This window comes from Microbacterium testaceum StLB037, assembly GCF_000202635.1.
Lineage (GTDB): Bacteria > Actinomycetota > Actinomycetes > Actinomycetales > Microbacteriaceae > Microbacterium > Microbacterium testaceum_F.
The window spans coordinates 167,875-185,231 of record NC_015125.1; the positions used below are offsets into that span (position 1 = coordinate 167,875).

At 70.7% G+C, this 17,357-nt stretch carries 17 protein-coding genes; 8 read left to right on the forward strand and 9 right to left on the reverse strand.

The genetic code is table 11. The features are described 5' to 3' along the window. The first annotated feature begins 4 nt into the window (after positions 1–4). The 3 genes from MTES_RS19680 (at position 5) to MTES_RS00825 (ending at position 4,948) form a co-directional block, all read left to right on the forward strand. Positions 5–2,248, forward strand: a complete 2,244-nt coding sequence (locus MTES_RS19680; RefSeq protein WP_013583257.1) for a S8 family serine peptidase — start codon at positions 5–7, stop codon at positions 2,246–2,248. 156 nt (positions 2,249–2,404) lie between these two features. Then, a complete protein-coding gene (locus MTES_RS00820) occupies positions 2,405–4,165 on the forward strand; it encodes a Na+/H+ antiporter (protein WP_013583258.1) in 1,761 nt (586 codons plus the stop codon). 171 nt (positions 4,166–4,336) lie between these two features. Continuing rightward, positions 4,337–4,948 (forward strand): alpha/beta hydrolase, encoded by a 612-nt coding sequence (locus tag MTES_RS00825; RefSeq protein ID WP_013583259.1) that lies wholly within the window; start codon positions 4,337–4,339, stop codon positions 4,946–4,948. Between the two features lie 159 nt (positions 4,949–5,107). On the opposite strand, the gene MTES_RS00830 is transcribed toward MTES_RS00825, so the two are convergent. The 3 genes from MTES_RS00830 to MTES_RS18685 form a co-directional block, all read right to left on the reverse strand. After that, positions 5,108–5,419 carry a hypothetical protein gene (locus MTES_RS00830; protein WP_013583260.1) on the reverse strand — a complete coding sequence of 104 codons (312 nt, stop codon included), beginning with the start codon at positions 5,417–5,419 and terminating at the stop codon, positions 5,108–5,110. An 11-nt stretch (positions 5,420–5,430) separates the two neighbouring features. Continuing rightward, positions 5,431–6,168: a hypothetical protein gene (locus MTES_RS00835; RefSeq protein WP_013583261.1), complete on the reverse strand. Its 738-nt coding sequence runs from the start codon at positions 6,166–6,168 to the stop codon at positions 5,431–5,433. A 653-nt stretch (positions 6,169–6,821) separates the two neighbouring features. Continuing rightward, positions 6,822–7,082 (reverse strand): hypothetical protein, encoded by a 261-nt coding sequence (locus MTES_RS18685; protein ID WP_013583262.1) that lies wholly within the window; start codon positions 7,080–7,082, stop codon positions 6,822–6,824. 63 nt (positions 7,083–7,145) lie between these two features. On the opposite strand from MTES_RS18685, the gene MTES_RS00840 reads away from it, so the two are divergent. Next, positions 7,146–7,436, forward strand: coding sequence for a hypothetical protein (locus MTES_RS00840; protein WP_197535499.1), 291 nt, complete (start codon positions 7,146–7,148; stop codon positions 7,434–7,436). A 22-nt stretch (positions 7,437–7,458) separates the two neighbouring features. On the opposite strand, the gene MTES_RS00845 is transcribed toward MTES_RS00840, so the two are convergent. Next, positions 7,459–8,007, reverse strand: coding sequence for a hypothetical protein (locus MTES_RS00845; protein WP_013583264.1), 549 nt, complete (start codon positions 8,005–8,007; stop codon positions 7,459–7,461). Positions 8,008–8,123: 116 nt separating this feature from the next. Between MTES_RS00845 and MTES_RS19945 the strand changes: the two genes are divergently transcribed. From MTES_RS19945 to MTES_RS00855, 3 genes are all read left to right on the forward strand, one after another. Further along, positions 8,124–8,246 (forward strand): hypothetical protein, encoded by a 123-nt coding sequence (locus MTES_RS19945; protein ID WP_269453418.1) that lies wholly within the window; start codon positions 8,124–8,126, stop codon positions 8,244–8,246. Between the two features lie 141 nt (positions 8,247–8,387). Beyond that, positions 8,388–8,777 (forward strand): alpha/beta hydrolase, encoded by a 390-nt coding sequence (locus tag MTES_RS00850; RefSeq protein ID WP_013583266.1) that lies wholly within the window; start codon positions 8,388–8,390, stop codon positions 8,775–8,777. Positions 8,778–9,045: 268 nt separating this feature from the next. After that, on the forward strand, positions 9,046–10,011 hold the full coding sequence (locus MTES_RS00855; protein WP_013583267.1) for a polyketide synthase: 966 nt from the start codon (positions 9,046–9,048) through the stop codon (positions 10,009–10,011). 133 nt (positions 10,012–10,144) lie between these two features. Here MTES_RS00855 and MTES_RS00860 read toward each other — a convergent pair whose 3' ends face one another. From MTES_RS00860 to MTES_RS00880, 5 genes are all read right to left on the reverse strand, one after another. Next, complete coding sequence (locus MTES_RS00860) at positions 10,145–11,122, reverse strand: branched-chain amino acid ABC transporter permease (protein ID WP_013583268.1); 978 nt, start codon at positions 11,120–11,122, stop codon at positions 10,145–10,147. Then, positions 11,119–11,973: a branched-chain amino acid ABC transporter permease gene (locus MTES_RS00865; RefSeq protein WP_013583269.1), complete on the reverse strand. Its 855-nt coding sequence runs from the start codon at positions 11,971–11,973 to the stop codon at positions 11,119–11,121. The genes MTES_RS00860 and MTES_RS00865 overlap by 4 nt, the downstream gene beginning before the upstream one ends. Before the next feature lie 88 nt (positions 11,974–12,061). Then, positions 12,062–12,739, reverse strand: coding sequence for an ABC transporter ATP-binding protein (locus MTES_RS00870; RefSeq protein ID WP_013583270.1), 678 nt, complete (start codon positions 12,737–12,739; stop codon positions 12,062–12,064). Continuing rightward, a complete protein-coding gene (locus MTES_RS00875; RefSeq protein ID WP_013583271.1) occupies positions 12,736–13,533 on the reverse strand; it encodes an ABC transporter ATP-binding protein in 798 nt (265 codons plus the stop codon). Before MTES_RS00875 ends, MTES_RS00870 begins: the two co-directional genes overlap by 4 nt. Continuing rightward, the gene (locus MTES_RS00880) at positions 13,530–14,726 is read right to left on the reverse strand and encodes an ABC transporter substrate-binding protein (RefSeq protein ID WP_013583272.1); all 1,197 of its coding nucleotides are present in this window, start codon (positions 14,724–14,726) and stop codon (positions 13,530–13,532) included. The genes MTES_RS00875 and MTES_RS00880 overlap by 4 nt, the downstream gene beginning before the upstream one ends. A 157-nt stretch (positions 14,727–14,883) precedes the next feature. Between MTES_RS00880 and MTES_RS00885 the strand changes: the two genes are divergently transcribed. Next, entirely contained in the window at positions 14,884–17,118 is a 2,235-nt protein-coding gene (locus MTES_RS00885) for an ATP-binding protein (protein WP_013583273.1), read from the forward strand. Positions 17,119–17,357: the final 239 nt, after the last annotated feature.

Here is a 17,357-nt window from a genome sequence, read left to right on the forward strand (position 1 = left end):
TTTCATGACGAGTTGGAAACGCTTCGCGGTGCGCGGGATCGCTCTCGGTTCCGCGGCGGCCCTCTTTCTGGCCCTGCCCGCGACAGCCGCGACCCCGGCCGAGCCCGCGCCCCCGCAAGCCATCCCTGCGTGGGGTTCCACGCAGGTCCTGGCCGCTCCGCTGCGGGACCTCGCGGCATCCGGGGTCGACCTCGACGCGTCCGAGGCGGTGCGCGCCGTCGCGGGCGTCGGCGTGAATGTCAGCGGCGGTCTCGAGGTCACCGACGGCAAGGTCACTGTGTCGGTGCGTTTCGCCGACGCCGCGGCTCAGAACGCCGCCGTCGACGCCGTCGCCACCCTCGGGACGGTCGTCGCGGTGACGCAGTCGCTCCCGACCATCGTCGTTCAGGCCTCACCGGCATCCTTCGCACCGCTGGCGGCCCTGCCCGGCGTGGTCTCGGTCACCCCGGCCCTGCGTCCCGCGACCTCCGCCCCGACGAACGCGGCGACGTCCACACGCACCGCCTCGACGACGGCCGACGCGGCGGCGTCCTGTCGCGAGATCCCCGCCGAGGCCGACCCGGTTCTGCGTTCCGACGCCGCACGGAAAGCCTTCGGTGTGGACGGGACGGGCATCACGGTCGGGGTCATCTCCGACTCCTTCGACACGGCAGCCGATGCCTCCACCACCCCGCAGGACGATGTGAACATCGGTTCTCTGCCCGGACCGGGCAACCCCTGCGGGTACACGACTCCCGTGCGCGTGCTCGCCGACGCCGCCGCCCCGTCGACCGACGAGGGCCGCGCGATGCTGCAGAACGTGCACGCCATCGCCCCCGGGGCCACCCTGCTCTTCCATGCCGACGGCCCCACTCCCGCCGCGATGGCGGACGCGGTCCGCGCGCTCAAAGACGCGGGGGCCGACGTGATCGTCGACGACGTGCTCTTCGGATACGAGCCGATGTACCAGCGCGGCGTGCTCGCCTCCGCCGTGGCGGAGGTCGTCGGCGAGGGCGTCACGTACCTCAGCGCCGTCTTCAACTACGGTGCGATCGGGCGCAGCGGCCCGGCGGCGGGGCAGCAGACCGGCGCGTGGGAGTCGGACTCCTTCACGGGGATGCCGTGCCCGAAGGCCGTGATGGACACCCTGCCGCCGCAGACGACCGGGGTCGACTGCATGGACTTCGCCCCCGACGGCGACGCCAACGCGTTGCTCGAGGCGACGATCGTCGCCGGTCCGACCTTCCCGCTGTACACGCAGTGGTCGAACCCGGAGAACGGCATCGAGACGGGTGTCTTCGCCGTCGTGTTCGACGCGGAGGGGAACCACGTCAGCACGTTCGGTCTCGTCGATGAGAACACCGCGTTCTCGATGACGACCGTCTCGACCGGTGCCGCCAAGGGCGCGACCGTCACGGCCGACTACCGCATCGCGCTCGTACGCACGGTCGCCGGCGCCCCCGACATGCGCACGAAGCTCGTGTTCGCGCTCGACAGCGGGGGCGTGCTCGGTCTGCAGTACGGAAGCTGGCCCGCCGGAGTGACGGTGGGACCCGCCGCGTACGGTCACGCCGCCGACCCGTCCGCGATCGCCGTCGGCGCCTCGTCGGTGCTGACGCCCGAGAACCTCGAGCCGTACTCGAGCCCCGGACCGGCCACGTACCTGTTCGAGCCGGTGCGCACCGACGCCGTTCCCGCCGCGCGCTTGCCCGAGCCGCAGGTGATCTCCAAGCCCGACGTCGTCGCGGTGGACGCCGTGCGGACGTCGTTCTTCGTCCCGGACGGAAACCCCCCGGGGATCTTCCGGTTCAGTGGGACGTCGTCGGCCGCACCGAACGCCGCCGGCGTTGCGGCCCTGGCGGTGCAGCACGCCGGTAAGGGCACCTCGCCCGCGGTCATTCGCGCCGCACTGGTGGGCAGCGGTCGTCCGATCGATGGTCCGACCGGTTACACCGGTGTCGTCGATGAGAACCTCATCGGCAGCGGCCTCATCGACGCGGAGGCGACGCTGGCGGCTCTGCCCACCCCGACTCCGACGCCGACCCCGACGCCCACGCCGACCCCCGAGCCCACCCCGACCCCGACGCCCGACCCGACGGGCTCACCGGAGCCGACATCGAGCGCCTCCCCCGGGCCGAATGCCACGGGGCAGCTGCCGCGGACCGGGAGCGACGGCACGTCGGCGCTGACGCTCGCGCTTCTCGGCGGAGGGGTTCTCGCGGCCGGGTTCCTCGTCGTGCTTCGACGTCGCACACGCGCCACACGCTGACCCCGGGGCGGGCGGAGCCTTCGGGCCCGTCCGCCCCTCCTCTCCTGCACGAGCTGTACCCACGCGGCGCTCTCCACTGCTCGAAGAAAAGGTGACGGGAATGTCTGCACCCCTCCCTACGCTGTGTGCTGTGGGGCACGGAGGAAGGCGGTAGGCATGGAGGGACTCGAAGTCACGGTCCTGCTCGGACTGGCGATGCTGGTGGGCACCGTCCTCGCGCCGCGCTTGCGCGTCGCGACGCCGCTGGTGCTGCTCGTCATCGGCCTCGCCTTGGGGTTCATCCCGGAGCTTCGGGCGATCGAGCTTCCGCCCGAGACGGTGCTGCTGCTGTTCCTCCCGGTCATGCTTTTCCGCGAGGCGTGGACCACCTCGATGCGCTCCGTCCGCCGCTCACTGCGCTACATCGTGCCGATGAGCACGCTCTTGGTCGTGGCATCCGCCTTCGCCGTCGCCGGAGTCGCCACCTGGATGGGCGTGCCGTGGGAGGCCGCGCTCGTCATCGGAGCCGCGGTCGCCCCGCCCGACGCGACGGCGGTCGCCGCTTTAGGCCGGCTGCTCCCCGCCAAGACGTTCATGAAGCTCAAGGCCGAGAGCCTCACGAACGACGGAACGGCCCTCGTCCTGTACGCGATCGCGGTGTCCCTGCTGCTCGGCGGGCAGGTCACCCCCTGGTCGATCACCGGCATGGTGCTGCTGTCGTACCTCGGCGGCGCGGCCGCCGGCATCGCGGTCGCCGCGTTGGCGTACTTCGCCCTGCGCCGCATGCAGTCGACCCTCACCATCAACCTGACGATGCTGCTCGTGCCGTTCGTGTCGTTCCTGCTCGCCGAGGTGATCCATGCCTCCGGTGTGCTCGCGGTCGTCTTCGCGGGCCTCATCGTGGCCTGGGTGTCGCCTCGGATCACCACCGCGATGTCTCGTCGAGCCGCGGATGCCACCTGGCCCTTCGGCGTCTACCTGCTCAACGGTGCGCTGTTCGTGCTGATCGGCCTCGAGGTCCAGCTCGTGCTGCACGAGATCTCTCCGTCGGAGATCGGGATGCTGTCGCTGATCACCGTGGCGGCCTGGATCGCGCTCTTCCTCGTGCGCTACCTCTTCCAGTGGCTGTTCAGCCCGTTCTCCCGACCCCCGGCCGGGTCGACGCGGTCGCTCCGACACCGTTCTCGTCTGGTGAGCACGGTCGCGGGATTCCGCGGAGCGGTCTCTCTCGCGATCGCCCTGTCGGTGCCGATCACGACCGACAGCGGGGCGCCGGTCGCCGGACGCGACTCCGTGGTGTTCGTCACCGCGGGAGTCATCGTGCTGACACTCCTCGTGCAGGGGCCGCTGCTGCCCGTCGTCATCCGCTGGGCCAAGCTCCCGAACGACGACGCCGCGATCGAGGAGTACGAGCTCGCCGAGCGCGCCATCTCGGGTGCCGCTCTGGCTGCCCTCGACGACCTCGCCGTCGAGCACGGGATCAGCGACCGCGTGCGCGATCGCGCGCGCCGCGAGGGATACGAGCGTCTCGAACTCGCCAACGCGCGCGCCGTCGCGCGTCAGCGGGCGATCGAGGAGCGCGACCTCGCCGAACTCGATGCGTCGCTGGATTCGTCGCTCGACGACGAGAGCGACGGGTCCGCGTCGTCGACGATGGGCCCCGTGCCTCCGGCCGGCATCGATGACGAGGGACGGCAGAGCTCCGGCGGGCTCGAGATGATCGCGGTGAGCGACGACATCGACGTGACGCAGCGCTCCCCCCTCGTCCGGCACAAGGAAGCGACGCGGCTGCGCTTGGCGATCCTCGACCGCAAGAGAGAGGTCCTACTGCGCCTGCGCCGAGAGGGCACGATCGACGACCTCGTGGCGCGGAAGATCCTCGCGAACCTCGACCTCGAAGAGATCCGCACGCGCGGCATCGAGAAGGCGAGCGACTGAGCGCGAGACGGTGACAGGGGCACCTGCCGGGACCCCCTCAGACCCGTCGCGGAACCCGCCACCCGTCGGCCCGCGCCCGCGGTTCTTCCGCCGCCTGGCGGACGACGGCGCGGAGCTTCGCGCGCACAATCGAGGAGGACGCGACGACACGTCCCCGACGAAGGAGTCACCATGGCCGCCAGCGGCATCCCGAACCGTCCTCCCTTCGACCCCGAACTCGAGACGATGCTCGGCGTGATCAACGAGCTGGCGCCCCCGACCCTGACCGCCGAGATGCTGCCCCTCATGCGGATGGGCAGCCTTCCCGGGATGCCGACGCGCGACGAGATCCTCGAAACCGCCGACCTGCAATCCCGCGACGTGACGATCCTCGGCTACGAGGGAGCCGAGATCGTCGTCTCGATCGTCGAGGCGAAGGGGCGCACGGGGCGCGGCCCGGGGATCTTCCACACCCACGGCGGAGGTATGGTCTTCGGCGATCGCTTCATGGCCGTCGAGGGTTTCGGCGAGTGGCTCCATCGCTACAACGCCGTGCTCGTGACCGTCGAGTATCGGCTGGCGCCCGAGTTCCCCGACCCCTATCCGGTCGAGGACTGCTACGCGGGGCTCGTGTTGACGGCCGAGCACGCGGACGAGCTCGGCATCGAGCACGAGCGGCTCCTGATCGCCGGGGGCAGCGCCGGCGGCGGTCTCGCGGCGGGCGTCGCCCTGCTCGCGCGCGACCGGCGAGGACCGCACCTCCTCGGCCAGATGCGCCGGGATACTTCGAGCCTCGCTGACTGAGAGAGGGCGACGTCAGCCTGTGCTCCAGGGGCGGGAGAGGTCGAGGCCGATCGCGCCGGCTTCGAGGACGCGGCCGTGTCGGCGGTCTTCCCCTTCGCCCCAGGCGACGGTGCGCTCGCATCCGACGACGATCACCGCGTCGCCCTCGCCTCGCCGAGCTCAGTCAGCAGGGGTCACCGGTGTCCACCCAGGATGCTCTCCTGCCATCAAGATCTCGACGCGGTATGCGGACCCGATCTCGTCTGCAAGTCGCTGGGCGAGGAGTAGGCCGACCCGATAGTGCTCCGCTATCTCCTTCGGGTTTCCAGCCCGACCCTGACCTACGAGGTTCCAGTAGCGGAACTCTTCAACGAGGCCTGCTGATACCGGCATCATCGAAGCGTCGTCAAAGATCGGCGGGGGAAACCACACGGGAAGGTGGTCGCCGAACTCGTCGGCGACCACCTTTACGACCTGTGGCTCTTCGTGCATGAACGCGAACGTTAGCAGGAGGGGGTGCTACTTGGAATCGATGTGATGACCCGGTTCGTATCCGTGGAGAAGATTACCGATGGGTTGAAGGTGTACTCGTAGTTGCCTTGGAGGTCGTACATCAGGATGGGTGCGCTTACGCATCTGGTGTTGTTCGACCCCCGGGGAATGTCAATGAGGGGCGAACTGATGTTCGAGTCGTTCGCGAAGCTCATCAGGTCATCCCAACCTGCTCCGGTCGGATCTCCCGACGTGAGCTGCTTGATACGGTCTCGCCACTGAGACTCGTGACCTGCCGAGATGTGGTGCCATCCATGTCCCGTGTCGTTAGCCGTGCTGTGGTACCCGCACTGCAACTCGACGATCTTGGGATCAGACCCGCCCCAGTAGGTGTAGCTGGCGAGCGGGTAGTCCTCGTCGTGATTGACGAAGCACGCCGTCCAGGCGATCGGATCGTTGATCAGGAACGGAGTAACGGTGCCGTCGTCTGGTGCACTCGCGGGTTCCGGGATCAGGGGCTTGTCCTCTGATCCGAAAACAGTTCCATCGGAGACCGCGAACCACGTAGCACCGGGATGCTCGGACATCTGCTCAGCGGAGAGCGGAGGCGGAACGTCGTTCACTTCCTGGGGGGATGCCAGGGCAGCGGTCGGTACCGTCGCGGCGCCGATCGCGGAGGCGACTGCAAGAGCAGCGATTCCGCTAATCGTCCGCTTCTGCGTCTTGAAATGTTTGATCGTCTGCTGCATGTCTTACTCCTGCTCGGACGGGGGGCCCGCTGGTTGGGAGGACAACGTTATTTCCGGCTATCAGTGCCGTCGATGGGGTCAGTTCTCTTGCCTGGATGGTGCCGACGTGGGATCATCCGACCCGGCAGTAACCGCCGTGGGGTCGATATCCAGCACGGCGAAGACCCTCAGGAGAGTGTCGAGCGTGGGGTTCGCGAGGTCCCCTCCCCGCGAAAATCCTCGCTCGAGTGTGCAATACGTGATAACGGAGATCCCTGCTTCTCGGGCCACGCGCTCCTGTGACCAGGCCCTATCAGCTCGTGCGGCGTAGAGGGTGCTCCCAATCGCTACCAGCGCCCTGCGCCGCTGTTCATCGAATTGGGAATCCATAGTCATCAAAATCGCCGTGCGCCGCTGTTACGCGAATCGCGGTTAGCCAGCCAGGACGGTGAGGCCGTTTGCGTCCGCCCACGAACCACTCTGACAAAAAACCGTACATGACCCATTTGTCGTGATCACCCCCTCCCGGTCGCCGCGATCAGCCTTGCGCGGGTGCCACATCGCGACCCCGTCGGCGGATGTCGTGAGCTGATCGAGGGGAATGCGCGGACGACCTCGACGTCAGCGACCAGGCGAGGGCGGGTCGAGGTCTCGACCCGGCCGATCCCCCTGACTTAGCCGTACGAGCGATGCACGTGCCAGGCATCCCCGACACGGTAGACGTCGAATACGAAGCTCGCCCCCGCCGTGTCGGTGGCTTGGAGTCGCCAGCCCGCCGCCGGCTCATGGGGTTCAAGAGGTGCCGACCAGCCCGGCCCCTCGAGGTGCGTAGGGGTATCGGTGACGCGCCACCGCCGGCCCGCGTAGACGAGTCGCGTCGGAGTTCCGTCGACGAGCCACAGGGTGGCCGTGGGGTCGGTTGCCGTTGGCGCCATGGCAATGCGAGGGAGGCTGCGTTGGGCAGCAACCGGAGATACGCGCGCCACTACGACAGGCTGATGGACCAGCGCATCCTGGCGCAGACGGCCGCGACGGCGGGCCCGCTGCAGACGTTGTCGCCAGCGGAGCTCGAGCTGGACTCGGAGCCGGTGACGATCGACCCTCAGCCCAAGCCTGTGCGGGCGTGGGTGCGATTCGGGGCCACTCCCCTGCGCGTTGACGCCGAGGCGTGTAGGTGGACGTCGCGGGCGGTCGGGATTCGCTTCACCGTGGGGCAGGAGCAGCTGCAGGCGTGGGTCTGGAACTCGGCCGTCAGTGAGCGGTCGCCCTCGACGTCGACGACAGCCTGAGCCGGAACCACACCCGCAGCGCTCAGTCACCGAGGTCGGCGACTCTCTCGAAGCTGGGCGGCCACCCTGGGACTGGAAGGTGGTCCGCGACACCGGCGATCCGCCATTCGTCCGACGCGCGCTGGAGGAGGATGCTCACGCTGTCGACCACCTGGCCCGGTTGCCACATCGCGACGCCGTCGGCGGATGCCGTGAGCTGATCGAGAGGGATGACGTGGACGAGCTCGATGTCTGGGGCGATCGGGCGGGGGCGGGTCGAGGTCCCTATCGGCCGCTCCCCCAGCACTCCGAGAACGACCCCACGCACCTGCCGTTCGACCTCGCGGACGAGGTAGGGCCACAGTTCGTGCTCGGCGTGCTCTTGCGAGAGAGCACGGGCGAGGTCGTCGGGCTTGGGTTTACCCGGCCACATTCCGACGATGCCGCGATGCCCGGTGATCCACGCTTGCGCGTTGGCCAGGCGGAACGCGTCGGTCGTCAGCTGCCACGCGGCGGCGAAGTCACCGGCACGGAGGAGAGCGACCCACTCGCTCGCCGCGGCCCCCGGCTCGGGCCCTGAAAGATCCCCCATGTCACGCTCCGGGCCTATCCACTCACGCGCCGACCACCAGGAGTGGAACCCACGCCGCATCGATGGAAACCGCGCGCGCTGTTCACTCGCGCGCCGCGGCCGCACACGTGGTGGACATGAAGAGCAACGATCGCCCCCGCCCCTTCCTGGACACCGTTCGCGAGGCCGCGGTGGTGCTGGGCATGCTGAACGCCGCCGCGAAGCTGGTCGAGATCGTGAGTGGGATCTTCGGGCAGTGATATCTCGCGCGAATGCAACGACCCCCGAGAGGTGGGCCGAGGGATCGCCGTGTCGATGGGAGGAGGCGGCGGCAGGGTCGCGCGTCGAGTGCGGTGTCCGGTTCAGGAGCCGATCGGGCGGCCGGTGCGGAACTTGCCCTCATGTACCCGATGCTCGACGACCGCGACGCGACCGTGTCGACGCACCAGATCGAGGGCGTGGGCGTGTGGGATCGCGACAGCAACCTGCTGGGGTGGAACGCGCTCCTCGGTGCGCGACGCGGCACCGACGACGTGTCGATCTACGCCGCTCCCGCGCGCGCGACCGATCTGTCGGGCCTTCCTCCCGCGTTCATCGACTGCGGCAGCGCCGAGGTCTTCCGCGACGAGGACGTCGCCTATGCCTCGGCGATCTGGGCCGCCGGAGGACAGGCCGAGCTGCACGTGTGGCCCGGAGGTTTCCATGCGTTCGAGGGGTTCGCCCCGCAGGCGGCCCTCTCGCACGACGCCGTCGAGGCGCGGGACCGGTGGATCCGTCGGCTGCTCGGCTGAGCGGCGCCCCGGTTCGCTCCGCCGGGGGTGGTGCACGCCCGCGCCGGAGATCTGCCGCAGGCCCGCGCCGGGCATGCGCGACACACGCGCCGCGAGTCCACCGCACGCTCGCGCCGGGCATGAGCGACACGTGCGCCGCGGGTCCGCCGCACGCCCGCGCCGGGCATCCGCGACACGTGCGCCGCGGGTCCGCCGCCCGCCCGCGCCCGGGAAACACCCCGCCCTATGCTGTGTGCGACACGGCCGCGCGGGACGAAGGGGTGACGCCATGCAGGAACTCGCGGGACGCCTGAAAGTCCTCGACCCCGCCGCGAGCGAGTCGGTGAAGATCATCGAGTACTTCGACTCCCTGATCGCCGGCGGCGCGGGGGTCGAGGCGGTGGTGCGGGCGGCGGCGATCCTCGGCGGTACGACCGCGGGTGCCCGCGTGCGCGGTCGCCTCGTCGGTATCGACGCCGACGGGGCGCGTACCACGCCGACCCCGCCCCCGTCCCTCCCCGACACGGACGCCCCGAGCGTCTGGCTCCAGCGCGACACCGGAGCGGCCCTCAACGACGCCATGATCGTCGACCGCGCGCAGGTCGCCCTCGCGATCATCACCGCGCGCGCCGACCCGACCACCAGTGCGGTCGAGCGCGTCATCGATGCCGGCGTCTCGCGCGTCGACCGCGAGGCGGCCGCGCATCGCCTCCGCCTCGACGGGGAGGTCCGGGTGGTCGCCGCGCCGCCGCACTCGCGGCACGTGACGACGGCATCCACCGTCCTCGCCACCGCCGACGGCGCCGTCTGGATCGGGCTCGGCGAGGTCGTCCCACCCGACGGACCGGCCGGCACGAGCCTCGCGCGCGACCTCGACGACCTCCCCCGTGCCTGCGCCGATGCCCGCCTCGCCCTGCGGCTGGCCGACGAGCGGCACCGCGTGGTCGACGCGGGCGAGCTCGGCGTTCTCATCGAGCTGGCTCGCGCCGTCGATCCGTCGGGTCCGCGGCATCCGGATCTCGAAGTGCTCGACGCTCTCGACGCGCGGACGCTCGAAGCGCTCGACGTCGTCGTGGACTCCGAGAGCATCCGCGCGGCGGCGACGCGCCTCTCGCTGCACCACAGCAGCTTGCAGTCACGCCACGAGACCTGGACCCGACAGCTCGGCTACGACCCGCTCACCCCGCGCGGTCGCGCCCGGTTCCTCGCGGCACGGATGCTGCAGCGGCTGGGGTCAGGCACGCGCGAGTCCTGAACGAGAGGCTCAGCGCGCCACCTCCTGCACCACCCGCCGCCGTCGCCGCCCGAGCCATAGCCGCCGCCCCCAGCCGGAGCCGCCGCCGGAGCCGGAGCCGCCGCCCGAGCCCGAGCCGGAGCCTCGCCCCCGGTCAGCCCCGCGTTACCGCCATCGCGGGCGCGGCGCGCCGTTTCCCCCGGAGCCCCGCGAGCGTCGGCACGATCCCCCGCGGCACGAATAGCAGGAAGACCACCAGCACGATCCCGTATCCCGCGTACTGCAGGATCGGCCCCGCGGCCGCCGGCATGCCGGGCGTCGCGCTCAACGCGCTCAGCACCTGCAGCCAGAGGCTCAACGCGAGGGTTCCCACGACCCCGCCCCACACCGACCCGAGCCCGCCGACCACGGCCATCACGACGTAGCCGAACGAGGCGAACGGCGGGTACGTGTCCTGGCTCACGTACGGGGTGAAGAACGCCCCCAGCGCTCCCGCGAAGCCCGCGAATCCACCCGCCACCGCGAACACCGTGAGCTTGCTGCGCAGGATCGGCACCCCGCTCGACGCCGCCGCCGACTCGCTCCCGGCGAGAGCGCGGATCCCCCGACCGAACCGCGACCGCACGAGGTTGTGGCACACCACGAGCGCCGCCGCGAGCGCGGCCAGCGCGACGTACGAGTACACGCGCTGATCGGGCACGACGAACCCGGCAACCGAGAGCGGAGGGATGCCGAAGATCCCGACGCCCGCGCCGAACAGCGGGGCGGTGGCCATGACCGTCTGGATGATCAGCAGCACCGCGAGCGAGCCGAACGCGAGGTAGTGCCCGCGCAGCCGCAGGAGCGGCCAGCCCACGAGCGCGGCCACCAGCGCCCCGAGGACGGGAGCGACGATGAGCGCGAGGAGCGGAGGGATGCCGAGGGTCACGGTCCCGACCGCGACGGTGAGTCCGCCCACCGCGACGAAGGCCCCCTGGCCGAGCGACGCCTGACCGGCGTAGCCCATGAAGAGCGACAGTCCGGTGACGACGAGCGCGGTGAGCGCGGTCTGCACGAAGAACGTCTGGTCGGTCAGCAGCAGCGGAGCGATGGCGGCGACGACCGCCGCCACCGCGATGACGATGCGGGTCATTTCGCCTCCTCGGCGGTGAAGGAACGCGATCGGGCGATCATGATGGCGAGCATCATGATGAGCGCGATCTGGGTCTGGTACGAGCCGTTCGCGTAGCCCGCGACGAGCTGACCGGTCACCCCCAGGACGAGGGCGCCGACGAACGTCATCCACGGACTCCGCAGGCCCCCGAACACCGCGGCGGCGAGCGCGCTGAGCACGAACGGCAGGTCGGAGGTCACCGACACCGCGGTCGTCGGCGCGATCAGCACTCCGGCGAGACCGCCGAGCACGCCGGCGATCGTGAACGAGAGCAGGCCCATCGCCCGGGTGTCGATTCCGACGAGTCGGGCAGCCCGGGGATTGGATGCCGCGGCGGTGAGCGCGCGCCCGATGTCGGTGCGCGTGAACAGCAGGCTCATGGCGCCGAGCGTCGCCACGGCGACCGCGAGGGTCACGAGGCGCTGGGTCTCGATCTCGGCGCCGAACAGCTGGACCGTGCCACCGATCCCGGCGGGAGACACGGGGTTCTGCCCCCAGACCGCGATGATCGCGGCCGCGGCGACCAGCGACATCCCCAGCGTGATCAGCAGGGAGGTCATCGGGTGCGTGCCGGGCTTGCCGATCGCGACGGCCCCCACGACCAACCCGATGAGACCGACGACGACCACGGCCGCGAGCTCGGAGAGTCCGGGCGGGAGCCCCAACTGCCGGAACGTCTGCGAGAGGAAGGCGCCGAAGACGACGAACGAGCCCTGCGCGAAGTTCAGCACGTGGGTCACGCGGTAGACGACGACGATGCCGCTGCCCACGAGGGCGAACGACCCCGCGAGGGCGAGACCGCTGAGCAGATAGGTGGCGAGATCGCTCACGAGAGGGAGTCCTGACGGGTGGACGGGGAAGAGAGCGACGGGGAGGCGACGCGGTCGCCGCCTCGGCCCCCGGTGGTCAGCGGGTGATTCACGAGGGGTTCTCCTGTTCGTCGAAACCGCCGAGATAGGCGGCGCGCACCTCGGGGGCGGCGGCGAGTTCTGCGGTCGGCCCCTCGGCGACGATGCGACCGGCATCCAGCACGTACGCCCGAGAGCACAGGCCGAACGCGAGCCCCACCTCCTGCTCGATGAGCAGCACGGCGGTACCGCGATCGGCGTTGAGGGCGGCGAGGTGGCGCACGAGGTCGGCGGCGATGAGCGGGGCGAGTCCGAGCGACAGCTCGTCGACGACGAGGAGATCGGGCTCCGCCATCAGTGCCCGGCCCACCGCGACCATCTGCTGCTGACCGCCGGAGAGCGTGTCGGCGCGTTGGCGGCGCAGGCGCTGAAGATCGGGCAGCAGCTCGTACACGGCATCCGTCCGCCGAGACCGTCGTCGCCACGCACCGAGGCGCAGGTTGTCGTCGACGCTCAGGTCTCCGAACATCTGGCGTCCCTCGGGCACCTGGGCGACGGTTTCCTCCACACGGACGGTTCCGGATGCCGGACGCACGAGGCCGCTGACGGCGTTGACGAGCGAGGTCTTGCCGGCACCGTTCGGTCCGACCAGCGCGACGAGCTCACCCGCGTCGACCCGTAGCGAAACCCCGTCGAGCGCCGTCGCCGAGCCGTAGCGCACGACGAGGTCGTTCACCTCGAGCATCATGCGGCGGCCTCGCTTCCGAGGTAGGCGGCGATCACGGCGGGATCGCGCCGGATCTCGTCCGGTGTCCCCTCCGCGATGAGCCGGCCGAGATCGAGCACGGCGATGCGGTCGGCGAGGGCCGTGACCATCGCCACATCGTGCTCGATGAGCAGGATCGTCGTGCCGTCGTCGTGCAGCTCGCGGATGAGACCGCGGAGGTCGTCGCGCTCGTCGGTGCGCAGACCCGAGGCCGGCTCGTCCAGGAGCAGGACCCGGGGACGCGCCGTGAGAGCTCGCGCGACCTGCAGCCGACGCTGCTGACCGAGCGGGAGCTGCTCGGCGCCCCGACCGGCCCACTCGGCGAGCCCCACGCGGGCGAGGGCCTCCTCGGCATCCGCGATGATCTCCCTCTCCTCCCGGCGGTGGCGGGGAGAGCGCACCGCCGCGTCGAGAGCCCCCGACCGGGTGCGCGCGTGCGCCCCGACGGCGACGTTCTCGAGCACGGTCATGCCCGGGAACAGGCGCGCGCCCTGGAAGACGATCGCGATCCCGCGCTGCGCGCGACGGTGCGGCGGCAGCCGATCGATGCGCTGTCCGTCGAGGCGGATGACGCCCTCCTGCGCGCGGACGTGTCCGCTGATCAGGCCGAAGAGGGTGGACTTGCCCGCCCCGTTCGGCCCGATGACCCCGCGGAGCTCGCCCGGGGCGATCCGGAACGAGATGTCGCGGTTGGCGTAGACCCCGCCGAACCGGCGCGAGAGTCCCGCGAGCTCGAGCCCGGCGGAAGGGCTTTCGGCGGGTTCGATCGTGTTCACTGCGGAAGCTCGGTCGCGAACTGCTTCGTCGCGGCGTCGGTCGGAACCCACTTGCCACCCTTCGCCTCGAAGATCGCGAGCGAGGTCGCGTCGAGGCCCATGTGGTCGGTCGGGCTGTAGGAGTAGTGACCGTTCGAGGTCAGCAGGTCGGTCTTCTCGAGCGCGTCGCGGATCTTCTGCCGGTCCGTCGAGTCGGCCGCGTCGATCGCCGCGGCGAGGAGCTCGATGCCCGATGCCCCGCCGAACGCGAACTCGGGCGGGTAGGCCCCGTTGTTGGCATCCATCCACGGCTTCGCGACCGCCATGACCTTGGTCTTGTACGCGCCGCCGGGCAGCGCGTCGCCCCCGAGGGCGATGGTCGCGGCCGCCTTGACGCCCTCCGCCGCGTCTCCCGCGGGCTGGAGGTACAGGTCGGACGCCTCGGCGCCGGTGAAGTAGGTCGCGATGCCCTTGCCGGCGATCTGCTTCGTGATGATGACGGGTGCGGGTCCCGCGCCCCAGACGACGAACGCGTCGGGCTTGGCAGACACGACCTTCGTGATCAGCGGCGTGAAGTCGGTCGCGGTCTGGTCGTACGACTCGTCGAGCACGACGTCGATGCCGGCTTCCTTCGCGTATTCCGCGGTCGCCTTGTCGCCGTTGGTGCCGTAGAGGTCGCCGCCGGTGTAGCCGATCGCGAGGGTCTTCACACCCTGGCTGACCCAGTAGTCGACCAGCGCCCGCGCGTACACCGCCGGGATCGGCGGCGAGGTGAAAGCGTACGGATTGCTGCCGTCGGCGAACGCGTCGACCGGGCCGAGGGCGATCGTGGGGATTCTCGCGGACTGCGCGGTGCTGCCCACGGCGGTCGCTGCCGAGACGAAGCTGCTCGCGAGCATCGCCGAGTACGAGGGATCGGATGCCAACTGGTTGAACTGCTTCACCGACTCGGTCACGTCGGCCTTGTCGTCGACGACGGTCAGCTCGACCTGACGGCCGTCGATGCCGCCCGCGGAATTGATGTCGGCGACGACGCGCTCCGCCGCCTCCTTGTCGCCCTGGCCCAAAGCGGAGAGGAAGCCGGTGAGCGGCACCACCATGCCGATCTTCACCGGCCCGGACCCGTTGCCCGAAGCGGTGGACCCTCCTCCCGAACAGGCGGTGAGGGCGAGGACGAGGGCTGCTGTGGCGACCACGGGGACGGTTCTGCGCATGGACTTCTCCTGGTTCGTCGTTGAACGTCAGGCGCCATTGTTCGGGGGACGACGACGGTCCCGTCTATCCGTGAAATCACGTAATCCGCGGGGAAAGCATTCCGGTGAATCGAACGTCGACGGATAATGAGAACTCCCGGACGCAAGGAAGCTCCCCGTGATCAGAGAGCCCCGCAGCGAGTTCGTCGGTCGTCGGCGCGAGCTGGACGCACTCGCGGACGCGCTCGAGCGCACCCGCCTCATCACGCTCACCGGCGTGGGCGGAGTGGGCAAGACTCGCCTCGCGATGCGGCTCGCCAATGCCCACGCGCGGCGGACCTCGACGACCGTGTACTTCGTCGGGCTCGACGCGGTGAGCGACCCGCGGCGCGTCGTCGCCGCGATCGCCCAGTCGCTCCCCTTCGGCGATCTGTCGGCCCGCGACCCGCTCGAGTTCGTCGTCGACGTCCTGAGCGACGAGACCGCGCTGCTCGTCCTCGACAATTGCGAGCACGTCATCGACGCTGCGGCGTCCGTGGTCGACGAGCTGCTCGACGCCCTCCCGAACGTGACCATCGTGGCCACCAGCCGCCGGCGTCTCGACGTCGACGGAGAGCAGGTCTTCCCCGTCCCCCCTCTCGGGACCGAGGCCGCGGGCGGTGAGCCCGCCGAAGCGGTCGAGCTCTTGCTCGCACGCGCCCGCGCCGCGGATGCGGGCTTCACCCTCGCCCCCGCCGAGGTCGCCGTCGCGGAGCAGCTCTGCCTCGCGCTCGACGGCCTGCCCCTGGCCATCGAACTCGCCGCCGGCCGCCTGCGCACCCTCTCGGTGTCCGATCTCGCCCGCCGCCTCTCGCAGCGTTTCACCCTGCTGCGGGCCGGCTCGCGAGCCCCGGTCTCGCGGCAGCGGACCCTGCGCGCGGTCGTCGACTGGAGCTACGAGTTGTGCACCCCGCCCGAGCGAGCTTTGTGGGCGGCGCTCAGCGTGTTCGCCGGTCCGTTCGACCTTCCCGCGGCGGCCGCCGTCGCCGGCGGGGACGAGGCCGTGACCGTCGAGACCCTCGAGCAGCTGATCGACCAGTCGCTCGTCGAGGCCGACCGCGACTCCGGACGTTTTCACCTGCTCGAGACGATCCGCGGCTATGGGCGCGACCGCGCCGAGGAGTCTGGGGAACAGCACGACCTGGTGCGCCGTCACCTCGAGTACTACCGCGGCCTTGCGCGCCTCGCGCGCACCCACTGGTACGGCCCCGCCCAGAGACGGATCCTCGCCGGCCAACGTGCCGACCGTGCCGAATTGGATGCCGCCCTGCGCACGGCCGCGGCGACCGACACCGACGTCGCCCTCGAGCTGTTCGCCGACCTCCGCTACCACTGGGCGGTGGGCGGGTTCCTGTCGGAGGGACGCCGGTGGACGCGTCGGCTCCTTCGTCTGCCCGCTGCGTCCGCGGCATCCCGGACACCCGCGCTGCTCGTCGCGGCGTGGATCTGCGTCCTGCAGGGTGCCCTCGACGAGGCCCGGGGGCACCTCGACGAAGCGCGGGCGCTCCTGCCCTCGCTGCCGCCGGCCGACCAGGAGCGGGGCGAAGTGGAACTGCGCCGCTGGAGCGGGACGCGCGCGCTCTTCGCGGGCGAAAGCGACCTCGCCCGCGAGGAACTGAGCCGATCGATCCGGCTCGCCCGCTCCCTCGGTCGCCCCGAGGAGGCCCTGCTCGCGCAGTTCCAGCTCACGGTGGCCCTCGTGCAGAGCGAGCTGCCCGACACCCTCGAGCCCGCGCGGGACGCGCAGCATCTCGCCATCGAGATCGGCGAGCGGTGGATCCGGTCGCTCTCGCTCTGGGCCATCGGGCTCGCGCTCTACGCCGCCGGCGAGCTCGATGACGCCGAGCGCCACGCGCGCGACGCCCTCGCGATGGAGGAAGGGATCGACGACCCGGTCGGCGACTGCCTCGTGCTCGAGCTGCTCAGCTGGATCGACGCGGCGCGCTCCCCCACCGAGCGCACCGCGGTCCTGCTCGGCGCCGCGCGCAGCTGGTGGCGGCGCATCGACTCCGGTATCGCCGTGCACGGACCGCAGATGCTCGCGCAGCACGATCGCTGCGTCGCGGTCGTCCGCCAGCGCCTCGGCGAGGAGGCGTTCCAACGCCTCTCGGCCGTCGGTGAGCGTCTCTCCCCCGCCGAGGCCGCCGCGTTCGCGGGCGCTCCCGGCCGCCCCGCCGCGGGACTCAGCGCCCGCGAGAGCGAGGTGGCCGCCGGGGTGCACGAGGGACTCAGCAATCGCGAGATCGCCGAACGGCTCGTGCTCTCGGTGCGAACGGTCGACACCCACGTGCAGCGGATCCTCGCCAAGCTCGGCTTCACCTCACGGGCGCAGATCGCGGCCTGGTACCGGTCGACGCTGGTGAGCGTGCCGTAGAGCGCCCGGAGGCTTCGACACGCTCAGCCACCTCCACCGCGCCCCAGGTCCCTGAGCCCGTCGAAGGGACCGCAGGCTTCCACACGCTCAGCCACCCCCACCGCACCCCAGGTCCCTGAGCCCGTCGAAGGGACCGGAGGCTTCGACACGCTCAGCCACCTCACGCGAAGGGACCGGAGTTCCGCGTTCGGTAGTCCTACGGATACCGCCCCGCCGGAGCGCGACCGACACTGGCGAAG